Origin of the sequence: Janthinobacterium sp. GW456P, from assembly GCF_002127655.1 — a bacterium.
Classification (GTDB): Bacteria; Pseudomonadota; Gammaproteobacteria; order Burkholderiales; family Burkholderiaceae_D; genus Janthinobacterium.
The window spans coordinates 47919-66463 of the sequence record NZ_NEHB01000007.1 but is presented as its reverse complement, the minus strand read 5'-3'; the positions used below and the strand labels follow the sequence as shown (position 1 = coordinate 66463).

Annotated in this window: 16 protein-coding genes; 12 read left to right on the top strand and 4 right to left on the bottom strand. The window is 65.2% G+C overall.

Annotated elements, in window-relative coordinates; genetic code table 11:
* The first annotated feature begins 11 nt into the window (after positions 1 to 11).
* The gene (locus CBW66_RS08840; protein WP_086138780.1) at positions 12 to 590 is read left to right on the top strand and encodes an FxDxF family PEP-CTERM protein; all 579 of its coding nucleotides are present in this window, start codon (positions 12 to 14) and stop codon (positions 588 to 590) included.
* A 154-nt stretch (positions 591 to 744) separates the two neighbouring features.
* On the top strand, positions 745 to 1767 hold the full coding sequence (locus tag CBW66_RS08835; RefSeq protein ID WP_086138779.1) for a TIGR03790 family protein: 1023 nt from the start codon (positions 745 to 747) through the stop codon (positions 1765 to 1767).
* Between the two features lie 55 nt (positions 1768 to 1822).
* Here CBW66_RS08835 and CBW66_RS08830 read toward each other — a convergent pair whose 3' ends face one another.
* Positions 1823 to 2563 (bottom strand): PEP-CTERM sorting domain-containing protein, encoded by a 741-nt coding sequence (locus tag CBW66_RS08830; protein ID WP_139841675.1) that lies wholly within the window; start codon positions 2561 to 2563, stop codon positions 1823 to 1825.
* Positions 2564 to 3027: 464 nt separating this feature from the next.
* Between CBW66_RS08830 and CBW66_RS08825 the strand changes: the two genes are divergently transcribed.
* From CBW66_RS08825 to CBW66_RS08810, 4 genes are all read left to right on the top strand, one after another.
* A complete protein-coding gene (locus CBW66_RS08825; RefSeq protein ID WP_086138777.1) occupies positions 3028 to 6021 on the top strand; it encodes an ExeM/NucH family extracellular endonuclease in 2994 nt (997 codons plus the stop codon).
* A 10-nt stretch (positions 6022 to 6031) separates the two neighbouring features.
* Positions 6032 to 6670: an NF038129 family PEP-CTERM protein gene (locus CBW66_RS08820; RefSeq protein WP_086138776.1), complete on the top strand. Its 639-nt coding sequence runs from the start codon at positions 6032 to 6034 to the stop codon at positions 6668 to 6670.
* 185 nt (positions 6671 to 6855) lie between these two features.
* Complete coding sequence (locus CBW66_RS08815; RefSeq protein ID WP_086138775.1) at positions 6856 to 7569, top strand: winged helix-turn-helix domain-containing protein; 714 nt, start codon at positions 6856 to 6858, stop codon at positions 7567 to 7569.
* Positions 7566 to 8237: a LuxR C-terminal-related transcriptional regulator gene (locus CBW66_RS08810; RefSeq protein ID WP_086138774.1), complete on the top strand. Its 672-nt coding sequence runs from the start codon at positions 7566 to 7568 to the stop codon at positions 8235 to 8237. The genes CBW66_RS08815 and CBW66_RS08810 overlap by 4 nt, the downstream gene beginning before the upstream one ends.
* Here the strand turns inward: CBW66_RS08810 and CBW66_RS08805 are convergent.
* The 3 genes from CBW66_RS08805 to CBW66_RS08795 form a co-directional block, all read right to left on the bottom strand.
* Positions 8234 to 8647: a protease inhibitor I9 family protein gene (locus tag CBW66_RS08805; RefSeq protein ID WP_170932953.1), complete on the bottom strand. Its 414-nt coding sequence runs from the start codon at positions 8645 to 8647 to the stop codon at positions 8234 to 8236. The genes CBW66_RS08810 and CBW66_RS08805 overlap by 4 nt on opposite strands.
* A gap of 76 nt (positions 8648 to 8723) precedes the next feature.
* Entirely contained in the window at positions 8724 to 11876 is a 3153-nt protein-coding gene (locus CBW66_RS08800) for a S8 family peptidase (protein ID WP_086138772.1), read from the bottom strand.
* Between the two features lie 47 nt (positions 11877 to 11923).
* Positions 11924 to 12685, bottom strand: coding sequence for an NF038120 family PEP-CTERM protein (locus CBW66_RS08795; RefSeq protein WP_086138771.1), 762 nt, complete (start codon positions 12683 to 12685; stop codon positions 11924 to 11926).
* Between the two features lie 465 nt (positions 12686 to 13150).
* Between CBW66_RS08795 and gspG the strand changes: the two genes are divergently transcribed.
* From gspG to CBW66_RS08765, 6 genes are read left to right on the top strand one after another with little or no spacing between them, the layout of a single operon-like run.
* The gene (gene gspG / locus CBW66_RS08790) at positions 13151 to 13594 is read left to right on the top strand and encodes a type II secretion system major pseudopilin GspG (protein ID WP_086138770.1); all 444 of its coding nucleotides are present in this window, start codon (positions 13151 to 13153) and stop codon (positions 13592 to 13594) included.
* A gap of 36 nt (positions 13595 to 13630) precedes the next feature.
* Positions 13631 to 14836 carry a type II secretion system F family protein gene (locus tag CBW66_RS08785; RefSeq protein WP_086138769.1) on the top strand — a complete coding sequence of 402 codons (1206 nt, stop codon included), beginning with the start codon at positions 13631 to 13633 and terminating at the stop codon, positions 14834 to 14836.
* Positions 14833 to 16539, top strand: a complete 1707-nt coding sequence (locus tag CBW66_RS08780; RefSeq protein ID WP_086138768.1) for a GspE/PulE family protein — start codon at positions 14833 to 14835, stop codon at positions 16537 to 16539. Before CBW66_RS08785 ends, CBW66_RS08780 begins: the two co-directional genes overlap by 4 nt.
* Positions 16532 to 17383, top strand: coding sequence for a hypothetical protein (locus CBW66_RS08775; RefSeq protein WP_139842765.1), 852 nt, complete (start codon positions 16532 to 16534; stop codon positions 17381 to 17383). Before CBW66_RS08780 ends, CBW66_RS08775 begins: the two co-directional genes overlap by 8 nt.
* Positions 17380 to 17928, top strand: a complete 549-nt coding sequence (locus tag CBW66_RS08770; protein WP_086138766.1) for a hypothetical protein — start codon at positions 17380 to 17382, stop codon at positions 17926 to 17928. Before CBW66_RS08775 ends, CBW66_RS08770 begins: the two co-directional genes overlap by 4 nt.
* Positions 17925 to 18509, top strand: coding sequence for a hypothetical protein (locus tag CBW66_RS08765; protein WP_086138765.1), 585 nt, complete (start codon positions 17925 to 17927; stop codon positions 18507 to 18509). The genes CBW66_RS08770 and CBW66_RS08765 overlap by 4 nt, the downstream gene beginning before the upstream one ends.
* The last annotated feature ends 36 nt before the right edge of the window (positions 18510 to 18545 follow it).

Below are 18545 nucleotides of genomic sequence, written 5' to 3'. Positions count from 1 at the left end.
TGGTGAAAAGTATGAACAAAATTCTCAAATCTCTGTTCCTGGCAATCATGCTGGCCGGCAGCAGCCTGGGCGCGCAAGCGGCCCCCGTCGACATCAGCCACGCGCCTGTCGACCTGACGCAGGACTTGCTCGACTATTCGGGCACTAACCTGTTCGGCTCGTTTTCGCTGGCGCCGGGCCAGTTGGCAGGCGTCGAGCACAATTTCTTCAGCGACAAGTTTCTGTTCACTTTGACCGGTAGCAATGATTTCAGCGGCCTGGCCACTTCCCTGAAGCCCAGCCTGAACTCGGGCCTGACCTTGACGGGCTTCAGTCTGAAGAATGCCGGCGGCGTCGTCTTGCAAGGGGCGCTGGACCTGGTGAACTTTACTGCGGCCGATCAGGCCTGGGTTCTGTCGTCCAATACGGCCCCCCTGGGCGCCGGCGACTACTTCCTGGAAGTGAATGGCTACGTGGCTTCGGCGGCTGGCGGCAGCTATAGCGGCAACGTGTCGGTCAATCCCGTGCCGGAACCAGAAACTTATGCCATGTTGCTGGCGGGCCTGGGCCTTGTGGGTTTCATGGCGCGCCGCCGCAAGCAGAAGGCGTGATGGCCGTGGCGTGAATGGAAAAACGGAGGCCTCGGCCTCCGTTTTTTTTGGGCAACACTTCGGGCTATTTTCAAGGCTATAATTGTTGGCACCATGGGCGGCCGGCAAACGGCCGTTTTGATCAATCGCACGAGTATTTTTCCCCGGTACCCCATTGCGTATTTCATTCTTTCTGTCGCTGGCATTGCTGGCCAGTAGCGCCCATGGCGCCGAACCGGCCGCCGCACCCGGCTTGCAACCGTCACAATTGGCCATCGTCATCAATGATGCTGAACCGAACAGTATCGAGGTGGGAGAGTATTACCGCCAGGCGCATGCCATTCCTGCCGCCAATGTCGTGCATGTGCATATTCCGAATCGGCTGCGCAAGCTGAGCATGGACCAGTTCGCTCAACTGAAGGAACGCATCGACGGCCAGCTGAAGCCCGGTATCCAGGCGGTGCTGATGGTATGGAGCGCGCCGTATGCGGTCGAATGCAACTCCATCACCTCGGCCTTTACCTTGGGATATGACGCCGGACAGTGCGCGAAGAGCTGCGGCGCCGGCAAGGCCAGTAACTACTTCAACAGCAATACGGGCCAGCCCTTCAGCCAGCTGGGCATGCGTCTGTCGATGTTGCTGCCCATCGATTTTGTCGAGGAGGCCAAGGCGGTCGTCGATCGCGGCACGGCCAGCGGCTTTGCCGTGCCGGCCGCCAGCGCGTATTACCTGAGCACGAGCGAAGGCGCGCGCAACAGCCGGGCGGCATTTTTCCCGCCGGCCGGGGTGGTGCGCCAGCGCAAGCTGACGATCAAGAGCATGAAGGCCGATGTGCTGGAAGGCGCGCAAGATATCATGGTGTACCAGACGGGCATGGCAAAGGTGGACAAGCTCGACACCTTGCATTTCCTGCCGGGCGCTCTGGCCGACCACCTGACGTCGTTTGGCGGCGATTTGCAGGGCACGGCGCAGATGAGCAGCCAGCGTTGGCTGGAAGCGGGCGCGACCGCCAGTTACGGCACTGTCAGTGAACCCTGCAATTATTGGCAGAAATTTCCCAACCCTACGGTGCTGCTGCGCCGCTACCTGAGCGGCATGACGGCGCTTGAAGCGTACTGGGGCAGCGTCGCTTGGCCTGCTCAGGGCTTGTTCATCGGCGATCCCCTGGCGGCACCCTACGCCAGCTTCCGCCGCTGACGGCATGCTGGCATGATTGAAGGCAAAAAAAATGGCTCGTATGAGCCATTTTTTTTTATGCCTTGCCGTTGCGGCGGCGGCTGATCCAGCTGAGCAGTCCCAGGCCTGCCAGCAACATCACATAGGTTTCCGGTTCCGGCACGGGAGGAATCGGCGGTACTACGACGCCATTGCCGCCCGTGTCGATAGCGCCGCCGCCGCTGCGGTCGAAACCGCCGCTGGCGCCGCCGCCGCCGACACCGCCTCCACCGGCCGGTGGCGCGATGCCGCCGCCCGACGAGACCAGCAGCGGCTCGTACACATCGCCGGCACGCAGGCCGCGGCCAGCTTCATAGCCACGGCCCTCGATGGCCGGCTCTTCCTGCGCATACACGAAGTCGCGGCTGCCGAAATGGTGCTGGCCGGTGCTGGCCAGCAGGCTGGCATTGGCGCCGTATCCTGCATCGGCAGGCTGCCCGAAGGCATTGGCCAGGCGATGGCCATTGCCGGAAAATGCAGGCGCGCGCAATACCTGGTCGGACTCGCCGACGCCAAATTCGGGAGTCGAGCCAACACCGTCATTGCTGCGCGAGCCAAAGTTGACGAAACCATTCGCCAGGCTGCAGGCGCTGCTTGAACTGTCGGGGTTGAATTCGGCGCCCTTGCCGCCGCCATCCGCATTGCCCGCTTCGCAGCGCTTGCTGTCCGCATTGGGCTGTGCCGCCGCTGTTTGTGCCTGCGCCAACCCTGCCGTCATGAACAGGGCTGCCGCTAAGGCGGCGCAGGAAACGGTGTATTGCTTGCGTGGTTTTAACATGGTGTATCTCTTCAGAATGCATGCGAGCGTCGCGCCGTGCGCTGTCCGTTCGTGATGCGATTAATGTTGCTACCGGTAATGCGACCTTTGTGTGCATGGCCGGATGTGCATTCCAAGAGGCAAGCGAGGCTGGGGCCTGCTCTCATTGTTGCGGTATCGTAGGCGCGAAGCTGGTTGTTGTTGTCATGAACCAAACTTATTTGCCTTAAATATATCACATTTTTCCTGGCGGCGTCTTTTTGACTCGCCATAGAGTGCAGTATGTTGCTCAAAAAATACGTTTCAGCAGGCATCGGAAGAGGCTGACTGGTGAGGTCTTACTCCATTCGGCTTAATCAAATGTCATCAAGTCGTCATCCCAGGCCTTTAATATGCAAATAGCAAGTCTGAAATACTTTTGTTAATTGTGGCGTGCCGGCCGATCACGTGGGGCCGGCGCTATTTATTTACCGACCGGGATCCTCATGCACACCTCGTTTTCCCCCTTGCGCACGCCGCTGCGCCTGACCGTCATGGCCACCTTGCTGGCCAGCCTGACTGTGCCGGCCCTGGCCGCTTCCGATATCGTCATCAGCCAGGTGTATGGCGGTGGCGGCAATACGGGCGCGCTGTACCGCAACGATTTCATCGAACTGTTCAACCGCGGCGCCAGCCCTGTGAACCTGAGCAACTGGAGCGTGCAATACGCGTCCGCCGCTGGCACGAGTTGGGCCGTGACGGCCTTGCCGGCTATCGAGTTGCAAGCAGGCCAGTATCTGCTGGTCCAGCAAGCCAAGGGCGCGGGCGGCACGCAGGACTTGCCCACGCCGGATGCCACGGGCAGCCTGGCGATGTCCGGTACGGCGGGAAAGGTGCTCTTGAGTAATAACAAGGCGGCCCAGACGGGCACCAGCCCCACGGGCGCCGCCGTCGTCGACCTGGTCGGTTTCGGCACGGCCAACGGTTTTGAAGGCGCCGTCGCGCCTGCGCCATCGAATACCCTGTCGATTTCGCGCGCGAATGGCGGCTGCGGCGACACGGACGATAACAGCGTGGACTTTGCCGCCGGTAGCGTGGCGCCGCGCAATATGGCCTCGCCGCTGAATGTGTGTGGTGGCCCCGTCGTGCACGCGATCGTCACCAGCTGCCCGGCCAGCCTGGCCGTGGCCTTGGGCAATGGCGGCAGCGCCGCGCTGCGCGCCTCCGACGTCGATGGCGTCGTGAATGCCGCGAGCTTGAGTTCGCCGGCCGTGGCCGGCATCAGCCTGGCCAATTTCAGCGCGGCCGGCGTGGCGGGCGAGAGCGCCAGCGTGAGCCTGCTGGTGGCCGCTGGCGTGCCGGTAGGAAATTATCCTGTCATCGTCAATTTCAGCAACGACCAGCAGCAAAGCGCCAGCTGCAAGATCGACGTCGCCGTGCAGGGCCTGGCCGCCATCAGCCACACGATCCCGCAAATCCAGGGCAGCGGTGCCAGCAGCCCGTACGCCAATTCCGTGCAGACGACCGAAGGCGTGGTCACCCTGAAAGTGGGTACCGGCTTCTTCATCCAGGACGCGGCCGGCGATGGCGACCCGTCTACGTCGGACGGCATCTTCGTGTACACGGGCGCGACGGCCACCACCGTGCAGCCGGGCGAACTGGTGCGCGTGACGGGCACGGTGGTCGAATACACGCCGTCGGGCGCGAAAAATTCCTATACGGAATTCAAGGACGTGACGGCCATCCTCACGCAAAGCGCGGGCCACAGCATCGTGCCGACGAATGTGACTCTGCCGAACGAGAACCTGGCTGCCGTGGAAGGCATGCTGGTGCGCTTCACGCAGCCGTTGACCGTATCGCAAAACGCCTACTTGGGCGCGCGCGGCGAGCTGACCCTGTCGGCGGGGCGGCGCGAAGTGCCGACCAACCGTTATCCGGCCGGTTCCGCCGAGGCGCAAGCCCTGATCGCCGCCAACGCGAACAACCTGATCGTGCTCGATGATGGCATTTTCGTGGCGCCGCCGACGATACCGTATATCGGCCAGGACAACACCGTGCGCAGCGGCGACACGGTGGCCGACCTGACGGGCGTGGTGGATTTCGGTGCCATCGGCGGTGGCGGCGCCGCCTACAAATTGCAGCCGACGCAGACGCCGCAATTCTCGCGCGACAATCCGCGCACGGGCAGCCCGGAACTGCCGTCCGGCAACGTCAAGGTGGCGAGCGCCAACGTACTCAATTTCTTTACGACCTTTACCAATGGCAATAACGTGTTTGGCCAGACGGGGCAGGGCTGCACCGTGGGTTCGTCGACCACCAAGAGCAATTGCCGCGGTGCCGACAACCTGGCCGAGTTCGTGCGCCAGCGCGACAAGATCGTGGCCGAATTGAAAGCCATCGATGCGGACGTGGTGGGCTTGATGGAAATCCAGAACAATGGCGAAACGGCCGTCACTTACCTGGTCGAGCAACTGAACGCCGCCATCGGCGGCGTCACCTATGCCGTGGTACCGAAGCCGGCCGCCACAGGCACGGACGCCATCCGCGTGGCCATGATCTACAAGCCGGCCAAGCTGGGCCTGGTGGGCGGCGCCCTGTCGGACGCCAACGCCATCAACAACCGCCCGCCGATGGCGCAGACCTTCCGCGCCGCCAATGGCGAGAAATTCTCGCTGGTCGTCAACCACCTGAAGTCGAAGGGCAGCTGCCCGTCGAGCGGGCTGGACGCGGACCAGAACGATAGCCAGAGCTGCTGGAACGCCACCCGCGTGCAGCAAGCGCAGCGCCTGGTGGGCAGCTTCGTGCCGCAGGTGGCGGCCGCTGCCGGCGACGCGGACGTGCTGGTCATCGGCGACTTGAATTCGTATGGCGCGGAAGACCCGATCCAAGTCATCACGGGCGCCGGCTTCGTCAATGAACTCGAGCGTTTCGTGCGGCCGTCCGGCATGCCGTATTCCTACGTATTCGGCGGCCAGAGCGGCTACCTCGACCATGCGCTGGCCAGCGCCTCGCTGAGCCCGCAAGTGGCCGGTGTGGCCGAATGGCACGTGAATGCGGACGAGCCGGAAGTGATCGACTACAACATCGACTCGGCCAAGCCGCAAGACCTGTACAACGCCTTGCCCTACCGCGCCTCGGACCACGACCCCGTCGTCGTCAGCCTGGACTTGCAGCCCGCCTACCGCGACATCACGGCCGGCGTGGCGCAAGCCAGCTCGGGCCTGACGTTCAACCGTGCGACGCAAAAATATACGGGCACGTTCTCGTTTACCAACACAGGCACGAGCGCCTTGAACGGCCCGTTCCAGGTGGTGTTCGGCGGCTTGCCGGCCGGCGTGACCCTGGCCAATGCCACGGGCAGCCATGCGGGCGCCGCGTATGTCACGGTGAACGCGGCCAGCCTGGCGCCGGGCGCGACGGCCTCGTTTGCCGTCAGTTTCAGCAATCCGTCGAAAGTGACGATCAATTACTCCGCCAGCATTTTTGCCGGTAACTTCTAAGGACTTGACCATGTTGACTACCAAACTCAACCTCACCCTGCGCCGCGCCGTGCTGGCCGCCTTGCTTGCCACGGGCTCCAGCGTGGCGCTGGCGGACCCGCTCGGCTACCGCGTGGAAATCGACACGCGCCAGTTCTCGGGTGCCGGCTTCCTCGATTTCGCCTTTATCGCGGGTAATAGCCCGGCACCGGGCGCGATGGCCACCCTCAGCAATTTTTCGGGCGCGTTCGGCGCGCTCGCCTCGCAGGAAGGCAATGTCAGCGGCAGCTTGCCCGGCACCTTGACCTTCGGCAATGGCAGCGCCTACAACGACTGGTTTCACAACGTGACACTGGGCGGCAAGTTCGGTTTCAATATCGTCTTCGGCGGCGACTTCCTGAATACGGCCGGCAACGCGGGCACGACGTTTGGCGTGGGCTTGCTCGACGCCAGCGGCACGGCCTACCTGGGCAATGCGAACGGCAATCTGGTGCAATTCGAGTTGACGCCGCTCAACGGCGGCATTCCCGCCAGCATCGCCGGCAGCACGTATGCCAGCATCGCGTCGATCTCGGCCGTGCCGGAAGCGTCGGAATGGATGATGCTGACGGGCGGCCTGGCGCTGATCGGCTTTGCCCTGCGCCGCCGCCAGCCCGTCGCACGCGCATAGTCTTGCCGGCCAAAACACAGCGCGCCTGCGGGCCGCTGTGTTGCGTCTATTTATTCGGAATAGCTATAAATCAGGAAACTAAATTGTATTGGTCAGCGTTTTACGCTTGATGCATAGTAAAAAACTTGTCGGGTAGTCCAGTATTTTCAGGGCTGCCGCCAACTTTTTTTCGGGAGGATGCATCGATGCCTGGCCATATCCTGGTGCTGGACCCTGCGCCCGCCATGCAGGCGCTGCTGACACATAACCTCGCGGGCGCCGGCTACCGGGTCAGCTGCGCCCTGGACGGGCGCGGCGCGCTGGCGCTGCTGGCGGCCGACCCGCCCGATGTGCTGCTGCTGGAATGGGAGTTGCCCGATGCGTCCGGCATTGCGCTGCTGCGCCAGGTGCGCCAGGATAGTCAGCTGTGCGACTTGCCCATCATCATGGTCAGCGCGCGCGACAGCGAACAGGACAAGGTGCTGGCGCTGGAAAGCGGCGCCGACGACTATCTGTGCAAGCCTGTCGGTCCCCGTGAAATGCTGGCCCGCGTGTATGCGCTGCTGCGCCGGCGCGCGCCATCGGCCTTGCGCACGGGCGCAAGCACGGCCGGCGCCACCGTCTTGCGGCTCGATCCGCATACCCTGCGCGTGACGGCCGGCAAGGTGCCCATCCACCTGGGCCGCGTGGAATTCAAATTGCTGCATTTCCTGATGGACCATGCGGGCAGGGTGCATAGCCGCGCGCACCTGCTGGACCAGGTGTGGGGCCATGCGGCCTATCTCGACGAACGCACGGTCGACGCCCACGTGGGACGCCTGCGGCAGGCACTGCAGCCGGGCGGCTGCGGCCACCGCATCGAAACCGTGCGCGGCAGCGGCTATCGCTATCTGGCGTTTGATGCCGCCGTGTGCGCATGATGCTGCTGACGGGACGGGAACAGGAATACCTGCTGCACGCGATACTCGGCGCGCATGGCATTGCCGAGTCCGGCGATTTTTTCCTGTGGAGCCAGGGACCGCTGCAAACGCTGCTGCCGCACGACCTATTACTGTGTGCGCAACTGGGTGCCGACGGGGCCGTGTTGCGCAGCGCAGCCTGGCACAGCATCGTGCCCGATCAGGCGCAGTTGCGTGAGCGCCAAGGGCAGTTGGCGCGCCTGGCGCTCGCGTGGCGCGCGGGCGGCCAAAGGGCTCGTGTCATCGATGGCGTGCTGGTGCACGGCAGCGTGGGCGAGGGCGGCGGCAGCTTTTTTGCCCTGTTCGCCATGGGAACCCCGGATGCGGCACGCCAGGCGTATGCGCTGGAGTTGCTGCTGCCCTACCTGCACCTGCACTGGCTGGCGCTGCCGGCCAGCCGGCGTGCACCCACGGCCGGTCCGGGCGCCACGCGCGCAGCCAGTGTGCGTGAGCTGGAAGTGCTGCACTGGGTGCGCGAGGGGAAGAGCAATGACGAGGTGGGGCAAATCCTCGGCATCAGCGGCACCACCGTGAAAAGCCATTTGCAGCGCATCTACAAATTATTGGGCGTGAGCAACCGCACGCAAGCCGTCTCGCGCGGCATCGCGCTGCGTTTGCTCAGCCATTAGCGCTGGTCCTGTATTTTATTCTTGCCATTGCCGCCGCCATCCTGCGTGTGTTCGACGCTGCCGGGCGACACCCGTGCCACGTCCGGACTCGCTTGCAGGCGCGCCACTTCGTCCGCCGTCAGCATGGCGGCAAAGCCATTGAAAGCCGCCGTGTAGTGGTATTGCACTGGAGCATCGGGCACCAGCGCCAGCACGGCGTTCTGCTGCGCTTCCAGCCGGGCCGTGTAGCGCCGCGCGGCGTCGCTGTGCGTATCGAGCCCATGCACGCCGTCCGCCTGCGAGGCCAGCGGCGGGGCGCGCAATTGTACCAGATAGGACTGCCGCGCCGCGGCGGCCTGCGCCGTGACAGGCAGCGCATGCAGGCTGGCCATGCCGGCCAGGATGGCAATACCGAGGCGTAGTGTGGACATGTGTCGATTGTACGCGCGTCGCGCATAAAAAACGCGCCCCGCAGGGCGCGTTGTGTTACTGCCTGAAACCATACCGTTACAGCTTGGCGTCTACCTTCACGTTGCGCTGGCTGGGGACGGCCAGCGGCAGCGGGTTGTTGGTCTCCACCGACAGGACGGTGGTGGATGCGGCCGCATTGTTGCCATCAAGGAAGACTACGCCACCCAGATAGCGCTTGCCCGTTTCCAGTCCCGACCAGCTGACGCCGGCCGTGGCGCTGCCGCCCACGTACACCTTGCTGGGCACGGTGGCTTTCAGGTTGCCGCCCTTGTCGGCGGTCGTGACGACGGCCGACGACAGGCCGAAGCCGGTCGAGACGCCATTTGCCAGTTCGTAGCCGATCACGCACACCTTGTAGTTGCCTGCCGCCGGGGTGGTCAAGGTGATGGCCTCGTTCGAACCGGCGGTGGCCGAGGTGGCGACGGTCGCGCCGGCGCTGTTGAGCAGCAGCAGGTCGAGGTCATTGCCCGCGCCTTCGGTCGTGTCGCGGTCGAAGGTTTCGAAGCGCGCCACCACCGTGCTGGCGGGAATGCTGACATTGACCGTGCGCACGCCGCTGCCGCCCGCCTTGCACGCGGCAGCCATCTGTTCCAGCGTGTCGACGCTGCCCGGCGCGGCCTGGCTGATGCTTTGCTCGCTGCGCGCCACTTCCTTCAGGCCGCCCGTCGCCGCGCCCACCTTGCCGGCAAAGCCGGTGGTCAGGGTCAGGGAACGCAGGCCGCTGACCTTGTCGGCCTTCAACAACGCCGGCGACTGCACCGCGCGGCCCGAGCGGGCCGTGACGGGGCTGCGCACCGTGTGCACGCCGTCGCTCCACACGAGCGCGCCATACTGCCAGGCATTGTCCGGTGCCGTGGTGCGCGTCAATGTCACGGTGAAGGACTTGGTTTCGCCGGGCGCGAGCGCCAGGGTGGCAGGCGAAACCGCCACGCTGTAGCCGCTGACCGAGGCGCTGGCCGTGTAGGTGGCGCTGCCGCTGCCCACGTTGGTGACGCGGCGCGTTACCGTTTGCGTGCCCAGCACGTTGCCGATGGTGATGGACGGCATGTTCAGGTTGTAGCCGGCCAGGGTGCCGCCCGCGCATTCGGCCGTCATGCCGACGCCGCACATGTATTTCTTGTAGTCGGCCAGGCTGGCGTCATACACGAGGCCGGGATCGGTCGCCTTGTTCGGTGTCACGTGGCCGGCGCCCTGGCCCCATGGCAGGATGCCGCGCGCATCGCCCGCCTGGACGTCCGGCAGGGTGGTGCTGCCGGTCGTCATCAGGGCCGATTTGATGGCGGCCGGGCTCCAGTCCGGATGCTGCTGGCGCAGCAGGGCGGCCAGGCCGGCCACGTGCGGGCTGGCCATCGAGGTGCCTTGCAGGAAGATGTAGGCTTGCGGCGGCACCAGGCTGCCGTCCTGCACGGCGTCGCGCTGGACGCGTGACAGGGCAGGCGTGCCGCCGGCCAGAATGTCCACGCCAGGCGCGGTGACGTCCGGCTTGAGCAGGTTGGCGTCGTACAGGTTCGGGCCGCGCGACGAGAAGTCGGCCACCACGGGCGCGGCGGGGCCGTTGCCGTTGGTGACGAAACGCGAGATGGCGGCCGTGGCCGCGCCCGTTTGCGCCTGGGCATTGATCAGCGCGCCATCGGCGGCGCTCACGTGCACGGCCGGCAGCACGTGCGGGTCGGACACCAGACCCAGGCCCGTGTCGACCAGCACCATGCCGGCGCCGCCCGCTTCGAGCACGGCGATGCCCTTGTCGGTACGCGCCGTCGTGCCGCGCAGGCAGCTGACGACCTTGCCGGCCACCTTGGCCGGGTCCAGCAGGGCCACGCCGCCGTTGTCGCCGGCGCGGTAGCACAGCGCCAGTTTTTGCGCATCGGCGCCGGGCAAGCCCGCATCCTGGGCGCGGATCAGGGTGGTGGCGGGCAAGGGATTGTAGTTGAGCGAGGCGCCCGTGTACTTGGCGCCATTGCCCAAAGTCACGGTGGCCTGATTGGCGCGGTTGTGCGTCGAGGCGGCCACGGTGGTGATCCACGGGCTGACGTGGGCCACGGTGTTGGCCGGTCCCGCATTGCCGGCGGATGCGGCAACGAAGACGCCTGCGTTCGACGCGTGCAGGAACGCTTGCTCGACGGGATCGTTGACGCTGCCGCCGCCGCTGATCGAGTAATTGATCACGTGTACGCCGTCCTGCACGGCTTTTTCGATCGCCGCCACGCTGTCGCCGCCGTAGCAGCCGTTTTTCGCGCCGGTCGGCTGGGTGGCCAGGTTATAGGACCAGCACACCTTGTAGACGGACAGGCGGGCGCGCGGCGCCACGCCGGAAATGGCGCCCAGCGGCGTGCCGTTGGCGACGACCGGCACGCCCGCATTGCCGCCCGCGGTGGACGAGGTATGCGTGCCGTGGCCGCCTTCGCCGCTCGGGTCGCCCACGGAATCGCGCGGCGAGGTGTATTCGCTCCAGTGCTGGATCTTGTCCGTCTCGGTCAGGCGCACGGCGTTGAAATACTGCGCGCCCAGCAGCTTGTTGTTGCAGTGGTCTTGCGTAAAGCCTTCGCCTGCCTGGCAGCTGCCTTTCCAGGCGGCCGGCGCGGCGCCATACGCCAGGGTGGCGTTCGGATCGAAGGTCGGGGCGCCGTTGGCGTCGACCTTGTCCGCATACGACAGGTTTTCCGGCCACACGCCGCCATCGACGATGCCGATGATGATGTCTTCGCCCGCATGCTGCTTGCCGCCCAGCTGGCTCCACAGGCCGCCCGGCTGATCCAGGCCCAGGAAAGTGGGCGTGTAGTTCGTCTGCAGAGCGCGCGGCTCGTCGGGAGCGATGCTGGCCACCTCGCCGCTCGCTTGCAGCGCGCGCACTTCGGCGTCCGTCAGCAGGGCGGAGAAACCGTTGAGGACGATCTTGTACTGGTATTGCACGGGCGCGGCGGCGACCAGGGCTTGTACCCGGGCCTGTTTTTGCTCAAGGTAGTCGCCGTACAGCTGCACTTGCGCGCTGGCCAGGTCGAGGCGGCCGCCGGCGGCAGGCTGGGTGGCGCCCAGGCCTTCCACCGAGCCGGTGTAGGAAGCGATCGGTTTATCGGTCAGCTGCACGATGTAGGGACGGCGCAGGTCGTCGGCGTGGGCCTGGAAACTGAGGCTGGCAAACAGGCTCAGCACGGCGAGCGAAATGGGACGCAAGGCGAGACGGAAGGTCATGTGGGGTTTCCTGTATCGGTATCGGTATCAAAAAGAAGAGGCGGCAATCACGCTTGCTTGCCGCGGCGGCGCGCGGCGTAGCCGATACCGGCCAGGCCCAGCAGCATCATCGCGTAGGTCGATGGCTCCGGTACCGAGGCGACGATATTGTCGAGTGCAAACTGGCCCTTGTTGCTGTTGAAGGCATTGCAGCTGCCTGCCGTGTTGCAAGTGAAACCGAAGAAGGCCAGCGAGGCGAATTGCTGGCTGGCGAAGTTGGCGCTGGTGTTGTAGCGCTGGAACTGGAAGTTGCCGCCGATGGGGCCGCCCAGCTGGTAGGTTTCATACAGGGAAGAGCCGTCCGCATAGAAGCCTTGCACGCGCAGCAGGCCGGCGATGGCCGGATAGGTGACGCCCTGGGCATAGCCGATGAAGCTGGCGTCGAAGCCCTGCAGGCTGACGCTGCCGCCCGTCTTCAGCGGGTCGAGGTAGACGATGCCGTCGTTGAGGGAGGCGTAGTAATTGCTCGTATTGTTGGTCGGGCACGCCATGCCGCAGGCGGCCGGGTCCGTGCCGTCGAACACGGCGCCGACCAGGTCGCCATAACTGGCGCCGGTAGCACTCGAGGCACCCGTCAGCAGGAAATGGCCGAATTCCAGCGAGTCGCCGTGGCCGACGAACTGGCTGTCGATGTTGTTAAAGTTGATCACGTCCGCGATGGCGGCGGGAGCCCAGGCAGCGGACAGGGCCAGGATGGCGGCGCCGGTCCACTGCTTGGCCGAGAAAGGACTTGCTGCGGCAACTGCCTTCGAATGCACAATACGAGTCATGAATTTTCCCTTGGTGATTATGTAGGATGCAATATGTTTTGCGTCTGGGATGCTCTTTTCTACGTAGCCGGATAAGATCAATGCGCAGAAAATTGACTTTTACTATAGCAAAAGAGGCAATTTGATTGTTTGATATTCTTGCAAATTTAATTTGAAAGTTACAAATAATGAATGAATAAAATTCATCATTTACTATGAGTTCGTAACCAGGAGTAGATAGTTTCCGCATTGAAAATAGTTGAAGGATTGACCAGCCGGTCAAACGCGCGCGCCGGCGTGGCCCTTTCGCGCACACTGGATGGTTTCCGCAGGAATTTGTTGTTCACAGTACAAAGAAAAGATTGTATTAACCATAACCGGCATGGTAGGCTGATAAGCATCAGGCAAGCGCGTGTCGCCCGTGCGTGGCCATCCGCCGCGCACCACGACGCAATGTATTGAAGGTAGGCAATAAGGAGTTAGCGGATGCATGCAGCACACAGGCAGAATCTTGCGGCAACGCGCCATGCGCGCGGCTTTACCTTGCTCGAACTGTTGGTGGTCATCGTGATCATCGGCTTGCTGGCCGCGTATGTCGGCCCCAAGTATTTCGCCCAGCTGGGCAAATCCGAAGTGACGGTGGCCAAGGCGCAGATCGAGGCGTTTGAAAAATCGCTCGACACTTACCGCCTCGACGTGGGCCGCTATCCGACCACGGAAGAAGGCCTGGCCGCGCTGCTGGCCGCGCCGCCCACCGCCGGCACGCGCTGGAATGGCCCTTACCTGAAAAAAGCCGTGCCGCTCGACCCATGGGGCCATGCGTATCAATACCGTGCGCCCGGCAGCAAGGGCGAGTACGACATCGTCTCGATGGGCAAGGATGGCCAGCCGGGCGGCAGCGGCGAAAACGCCGACATCAGCTCGCAATAGCGCCAGCGCCATTCTTTTTCCTACGGACAAGCCATCATGCAGTTTGAAGTACGCGCGCTTTCCACGGACCAGGCCGTAGCCACCTTGCATACGTGCGTGATCGACGGACGCGACGAGGCGGATGCGCGCCGCCAGGCCGAGGCGCGCGGCCTGTTCGTCAGCGCCATCCGTCCCGTGCGCGCCACGCCGTTCAGCGCGGCCGGGCGCCAGCGCGCGCGGGCCTTGCCCCTGCTGCTGTTCAGTCAGGAATTGCTGGCGCTGCTGCAAGCGGGGCTGGGCATCGTCGAAGCGCTGGAAGCCTTGCTGGAAAAGGAAGCGTCGCCGGCCACGCGCAGCGTGCTCACGCGCCTGCTGGAAGGCTTGCGCGAAGGCAAGCGCTTTTCCGCCGTGCTGGCAGAGCAGGCCGAACTGTTTCCCCCCTTGTATATCGGTATCGTCAAGGCGGCCGAGGGCACGAGCGACTTGCCGCGCGCCCTGTCGCGCTACATCGACTACCAGCAGCGCATCGATACGGTGCGTGGCAAGATCGTCAGCGCCGCCATCTATCCCACTATTTTGCTGGCCGTGGGCGGCGGCGTCAGCGCTTTCCTGATCAGCTACGTGGTGCCGCGTTTTGCCGAGGTCTACCAGGGCGCCGGGCGCAATCTGCCGTGGATGTCGCAAGTGATGCTCAGCTGGGGCCAGTTCGTCACGCAGCATGGCGTGCTGCTGTTGCTCGGGCTGCTTATCACCGGCGGCGGCGTGTTCACTGCCGTGCGGCGCGTGCTGCGCAACGGCGGCGTGGCGCGTCTGCTGGCCAAATTGCCCGGCATCGGCGAGCGCGTGCGCATCTATGAGCTGTCGCGCCTGTACCTGACCCTGGGCATGCTGGCCGAGGGCGGCATTACTATCGTGCAGGCGATTGCCACCGTGCAGGCGATGGTCTCGCCGCGCATGCAGGCATCCTTGCAGGGCGCGCGCGGCGCCATCGAGGCGGGCCAGCCCCTGTCGTCGGCGTTTGAACAGCACCAGCTGACGACGCCGATTTCCCTGCGCATGCTGCGCGTGGGCGAGCGCACGGGCGACATGGGCCCCATGCTGACGCAGTCGGCCGCCTTTTACGACGGCGAAATCAGCCGCTGGATCGACCGGTTTACGCGCACCTTCGAACCCTTGCTGATGGCCGCCATCGGCCTGGTCGTGGGCGCCATCGTGATCCTGCTGTACATGCCCATCTTTGACCTTGCCGGCGATATTTCATGATGCCATCCGCAGCCGACTCCACCGCGGCCATCGCGGCCATCGACCCTGCGCTGCTGCAGCATGCGCGCATCCTGAGCCGGCAATCGAAGCGCAGCCTGGTCGAGGAATTGCAGGAACTGAGCGGCATCGAGGCGCGCGCCGTGGTGCGCGCACTGGCGCGCCCGTTCGGCCTGGACGTGCTGGAAACGGCCGACATGCTGGCCTTGTCTCCCGCCTTCGATGTGCTGCCCCTGTCGCAGGCGCTGGCGCGCCACAGCGTGCTGCTGCGCGGCGCAGACGGACAACTGATGGGCGTGATCGCCGACCCCTTCGACCTCGACCTGCAAACCTGGCTCGGCGCGCGTGCAGGGCAGGGCGTGTTGAACGTGCGCCTGGCGCTGCAGGCCGATATCGGCGCCTATCTGTCGAAGCAGGAAGAATCGGCGCGCGCCGTCGACAGCCTGCTGCCCGGCGCCGCCTCGGATGCGCGGCGCGACGGCAAGACGGCCGCCGTGCTGTCCTTCGCCAGCGTGTCGGAAGCGGCCAGCCCCGCCGTCAAGCTGGTCAACTCGACTTTATATGACGCCCTGAAGGCGGGTGCTTCGGACATCCACCTGGAAAGTACGGCCGGCGGCCTGGCCGTCAAGTACCGCGTCGACGGCGTGCTCGATCACGCCACGGCCGTCAACGGCATCGAGGTGGCCGAGCACATCATCTCGCGCCTGAAAGTGCTGGCCGAACTCGATATCGCCGAACGCCGCGTGCCGCAGGACGGCAGCTTCCGCGTCGAGTCGGGCGGGCGCGAAATCGACCTGCGCGTCTCCATCATGCCCAGCATCCATGGCGAGGACGCCGTCATCCGCATCCTCGACAAGCGCGCCATGATCGAGGCCTACGGCGCCCTGACCCTCGAAGCGCTGGGCTTTGACACGCCGTCGCTCGAAGCCCTGCGCGCGCTGGCCCAGGAAGCCTACGGCATGCTGCTCGTCACCGGCCCCACGGGGTCGGGCAAGACGACGACCCTGTATGCGGCGCTGACGGAAATCCACAACGGGCGCGAAAAGATCATCACCATCGAAGATCCCGTCGAATACCAGCTGCCCGGCATCTTGCAGATCCCCGTCAACGAAAAGAAGGGGCTGACCTTCGCCAAGGGCTTGCGCTCGATTTTGCGGCACGACCCCGACAAGATCATGGTGGGCGAGATCCGCGACCGCGAGACGGCGGAAATCGCCGTGCAATCGGCCCTCACGGGCCATTTGGTGCTCACCACTGTGCATGCGAATAATGTGTTCGACGTGTTCGGCCGCTTTACGCACATGGGCATCGATCCGTATGCCTTCGTCTCGGCCCTGAACGGCATCTGGGCACAGCGCCTGATCCGCACCAACTGCCCCCATTGCGCCACCGAGTACACGCCCGACGATGGAGAACTGGCCAGCGTGGGCCTGGCGCGCGCCGACGTGGCAGGCTATGAATTCAAGCAGGGCAAGGGCTGCGGCGACTGCCGCGGCACGGGCTACAAGGGACGCCGCTCGATCGCCGAGATTCTCGTGCTGACCGATGAAATCCGCGAACTCATCGTCGATAAAAAACCGATCCGCCAGATCAAGGCGGCCGCGCATGCGAACGGCACGCGCAGCTTGCGCCTGGCGGCGCTGGAACTGGTCAAGCGGGGTGCCACCACCATCACGGAAATCAAGAGGGTCACCCTGCATGCGTAGCGGTTTTGCGAAGTTGAGATTGGGACAGGCATTGCGTCTGGGCGTGGCGGCGGATGGCTTGAGCTTGTGGCGCGGCAGCCGCTGGCGCGCGCCCGCCTGGACGCCGCTGGGCGACGCCGCGTATGTGCCGGACGCCGGTCAGGGCCTGCATGGCGATTTTTCCGCCCTGGGCCAGGCGCTGGCGCAGTTGCTGGAGCGGCTGCTGCCGGCGGACCACTACGCGGGCTGGCCCCTGTCCGTGGTGCTCGACGATGGGCTGGCGCGCCTGTGGCAGGTGGATTTGCCGCAGGGCGCCGCGCGCCTGGCCGACATCGAGGCTGCCGCCGCGCTGCGCTTCCAGTCGCTGTATGGCGATGCGCCCGGCCTGTGGCACAGCAGCAGTGCCTGGGATGCGCGCGCGCCGTTTTTCTGCGCCGTGCCCCGTGCGCTGCTGGCGCAGCTGACGCGCGTGGCGGCCGAACGCAAGCTGGCCCTGATTTTTATTACGCCGCAATTCGCGCGCCACTGGAACCGCTGGCACGGCGCCTTGAAACCGGGCGCCTGGTTCGGCCAGTTGCAGGAAAACGCCTTGACCCTGGGCGTGCGGCGCGATGGCCGCTTGTGCGCCGTGCGCGCGCTGCCCGTGCCGCCTGGTGCCGGCAGGGACTGGCTGGTGCAGACGCTGGCGCGCGAGGCGCTGCTGCAAGGCGTGCCCGCACCAGCGCTGCTGCAGCTGTGCGGCGCGCCGCCGCCCGCATGGCTGACGCCGACAAAAGAGTTCCACTGCCAGGTTTTTGCCACGCCGGACGGGCAAGGCGCTTTGTCGCCGGCCGGCCGGCTGGCCCACAGCGGAGGCGTGGCATGACGCGCCTCGATATCGATTTCGCGCCTCCCGGCTGGCGTCGCAGCCTGCACCGCGTGCCTGCGTGGGCGTGGCTTGCTGGCGCGCTGGGCCTGGCGCTGACTGTCACGGCGGCCTACAGCGGCAGCGCCGCACTGCAGCGCCAGCAGCTGCGCGAGGGACAGTTGCAGCGCGCGCAGCAGCGCGTGCTGGCCGCCACGCTGGGCCCCGCGCCAGCGCCGCAAATGGCCATCGCACCGGCGCAGGCGGCAGCCGTGAATGCGGCCATCCTGCAATTGAACCTGCCGTGGCGCGACCTGCAGGATGCGCTGGCCAGCGCCACGCCGCCCGCCATCGCGCTGCTGGCGCTGGAGCCGGACGCGCGCAAGCGTGTGCTGAAGATCACGGCCGAAACGACCGGCAGCGACGCCATGGTGGCCTATATCGCGCAATTGAAGCAGCAGGAGCTCTTCGGCTCCCGCGTGCAGCTGCTGCGCCATGAAATCAACGCGCTCGATCCGAACAAACCGCTGCGCTTCCAGCTCGAAGCGCGCTGGGGTACGCCATGATGGCCATCGATATCAACATCTTGCGCCTGCGCACGCAACTGCTGCTGCGTCGCCTGGGCGTTCCCGCCTGCCTGGCCGTGCTTCTGCTCGCAATGGGGATCGTTGCCTGGGCGTGGGCCTGGAAGCAGCGCGCCGTGGCGGCGCAGCTGGAGGCGCGGCCCTTGCCGCAGCCAGCGCTGGCCGTGGCGGCCCTGGCGCCGCCGGCGACGGCCAGCGAGAACCTGGCGCGCTTTTATGCCGCCCTGGGACAGCAGCGCCACGCGGAGCAGCAGGTCAAGCAGCTGTTCGACCTGGCCGCGAAAAACGGCTTGCTGCTGACGCAGGGCGAGTACAAGAGCGGCTACGACAAGGCTAGCCGTGTCGCCACCTGGCAGGTGACCTTGCCGCTCAAGGGCAGTTATGCGGCCGTGTGGCAGTTCGCGCTGCAGGCGCTGCGCGCCGTCCCCTTCGCCTCGCTCGACGAACTGAGTTTTCGCCGCGAGCAGATCGCCGATACGCAGCTCGAAGCGCGCCTGCGCCTGACCTTTTATTTGACCGATGCGCCAACCGATACGCCTGGCGTTGCGGGAGAAACACCATGACCGCGCGCCATTGGCTCATGCTGGCCGGCGTGCTGG

Coding starts and splice junctions, on each gene's coding strand:
- CBW66_RS08840 (WP_086138780.1), top strand. CDS start 12: ATGAACAAAATTCTCAAATCTCTGTTCCTGGCAATCATGCTGGCCGGC.
- CBW66_RS08830 (WP_139841675.1), bottom strand. CDS start 2,563: ATGTTAAAACCACGCAAGCAATACACCGTTTCCTGCGCCGCCTTAGCG.
- CBW66_RS08825 (WP_086138777.1), top strand. CDS start 3,028: ATGCACACCTCGTTTTCCCCCTTGCGCACGCCGCTGCGCCTGACCGTC.
- CBW66_RS08820 (WP_086138776.1), top strand. CDS start 6,032: ATGTTGACTACCAAACTCAACCTCACCCTGCGCCGCGCCGTGCTGGCC.
- CBW66_RS08815 (WP_086138775.1), top strand. CDS start 6,856: ATGCCTGGCCATATCCTGGTGCTGGACCCTGCGCCCGCCATGCAGGCG.
- CBW66_RS08810 (WP_086138774.1), top strand. CDS start 7,566: ATGATGCTGCTGACGGGACGGGAACAGGAATACCTGCTGCACGCGATA.
- CBW66_RS08805 (WP_170932953.1), bottom strand. CDS start 8,647: ATGTCCACACTACGCCTCGGTATTGCCATCCTGGCCGGCATGGCCAGC.
- CBW66_RS08800 (WP_086138772.1), bottom strand. CDS start 11,876: ATGACCTTCCGTCTCGCCTTGCGTCCCATTTCGCTCGCCGTGCTGAGC.
- CBW66_RS08795 (WP_086138771.1), bottom strand. CDS start 12,685: ATGACTCGTATTGTGCATTCGAAGGCAGTTGCCGCAGCAAGTCCTTTC.
- gspG (WP_086138770.1), top strand. CDS start 13,151: ATGCATGCAGCACACAGGCAGAATCTTGCGGCAACGCGCCATGCGCGC.
- CBW66_RS08785 (WP_086138769.1), top strand. CDS start 13,631: ATGCAGTTTGAAGTACGCGCGCTTTCCACGGACCAGGCCGTAGCCACC.
- CBW66_RS08780 (WP_086138768.1), top strand. CDS start 14,833: ATGATGCCATCCGCAGCCGACTCCACCGCGGCCATCGCGGCCATCGAC.
- CBW66_RS08775 (WP_139842765.1), top strand. CDS start 16,532: ATGCGTAGCGGTTTTGCGAAGTTGAGATTGGGACAGGCATTGCGTCTG.
- CBW66_RS08770 (WP_086138766.1), top strand. CDS start 17,380: ATGACGCGCCTCGATATCGATTTCGCGCCTCCCGGCTGGCGTCGCAGC.
- CBW66_RS08765 (WP_086138765.1), top strand. CDS start 17,925: ATGATGGCCATCGATATCAACATCTTGCGCCTGCGCACGCAACTGCTG.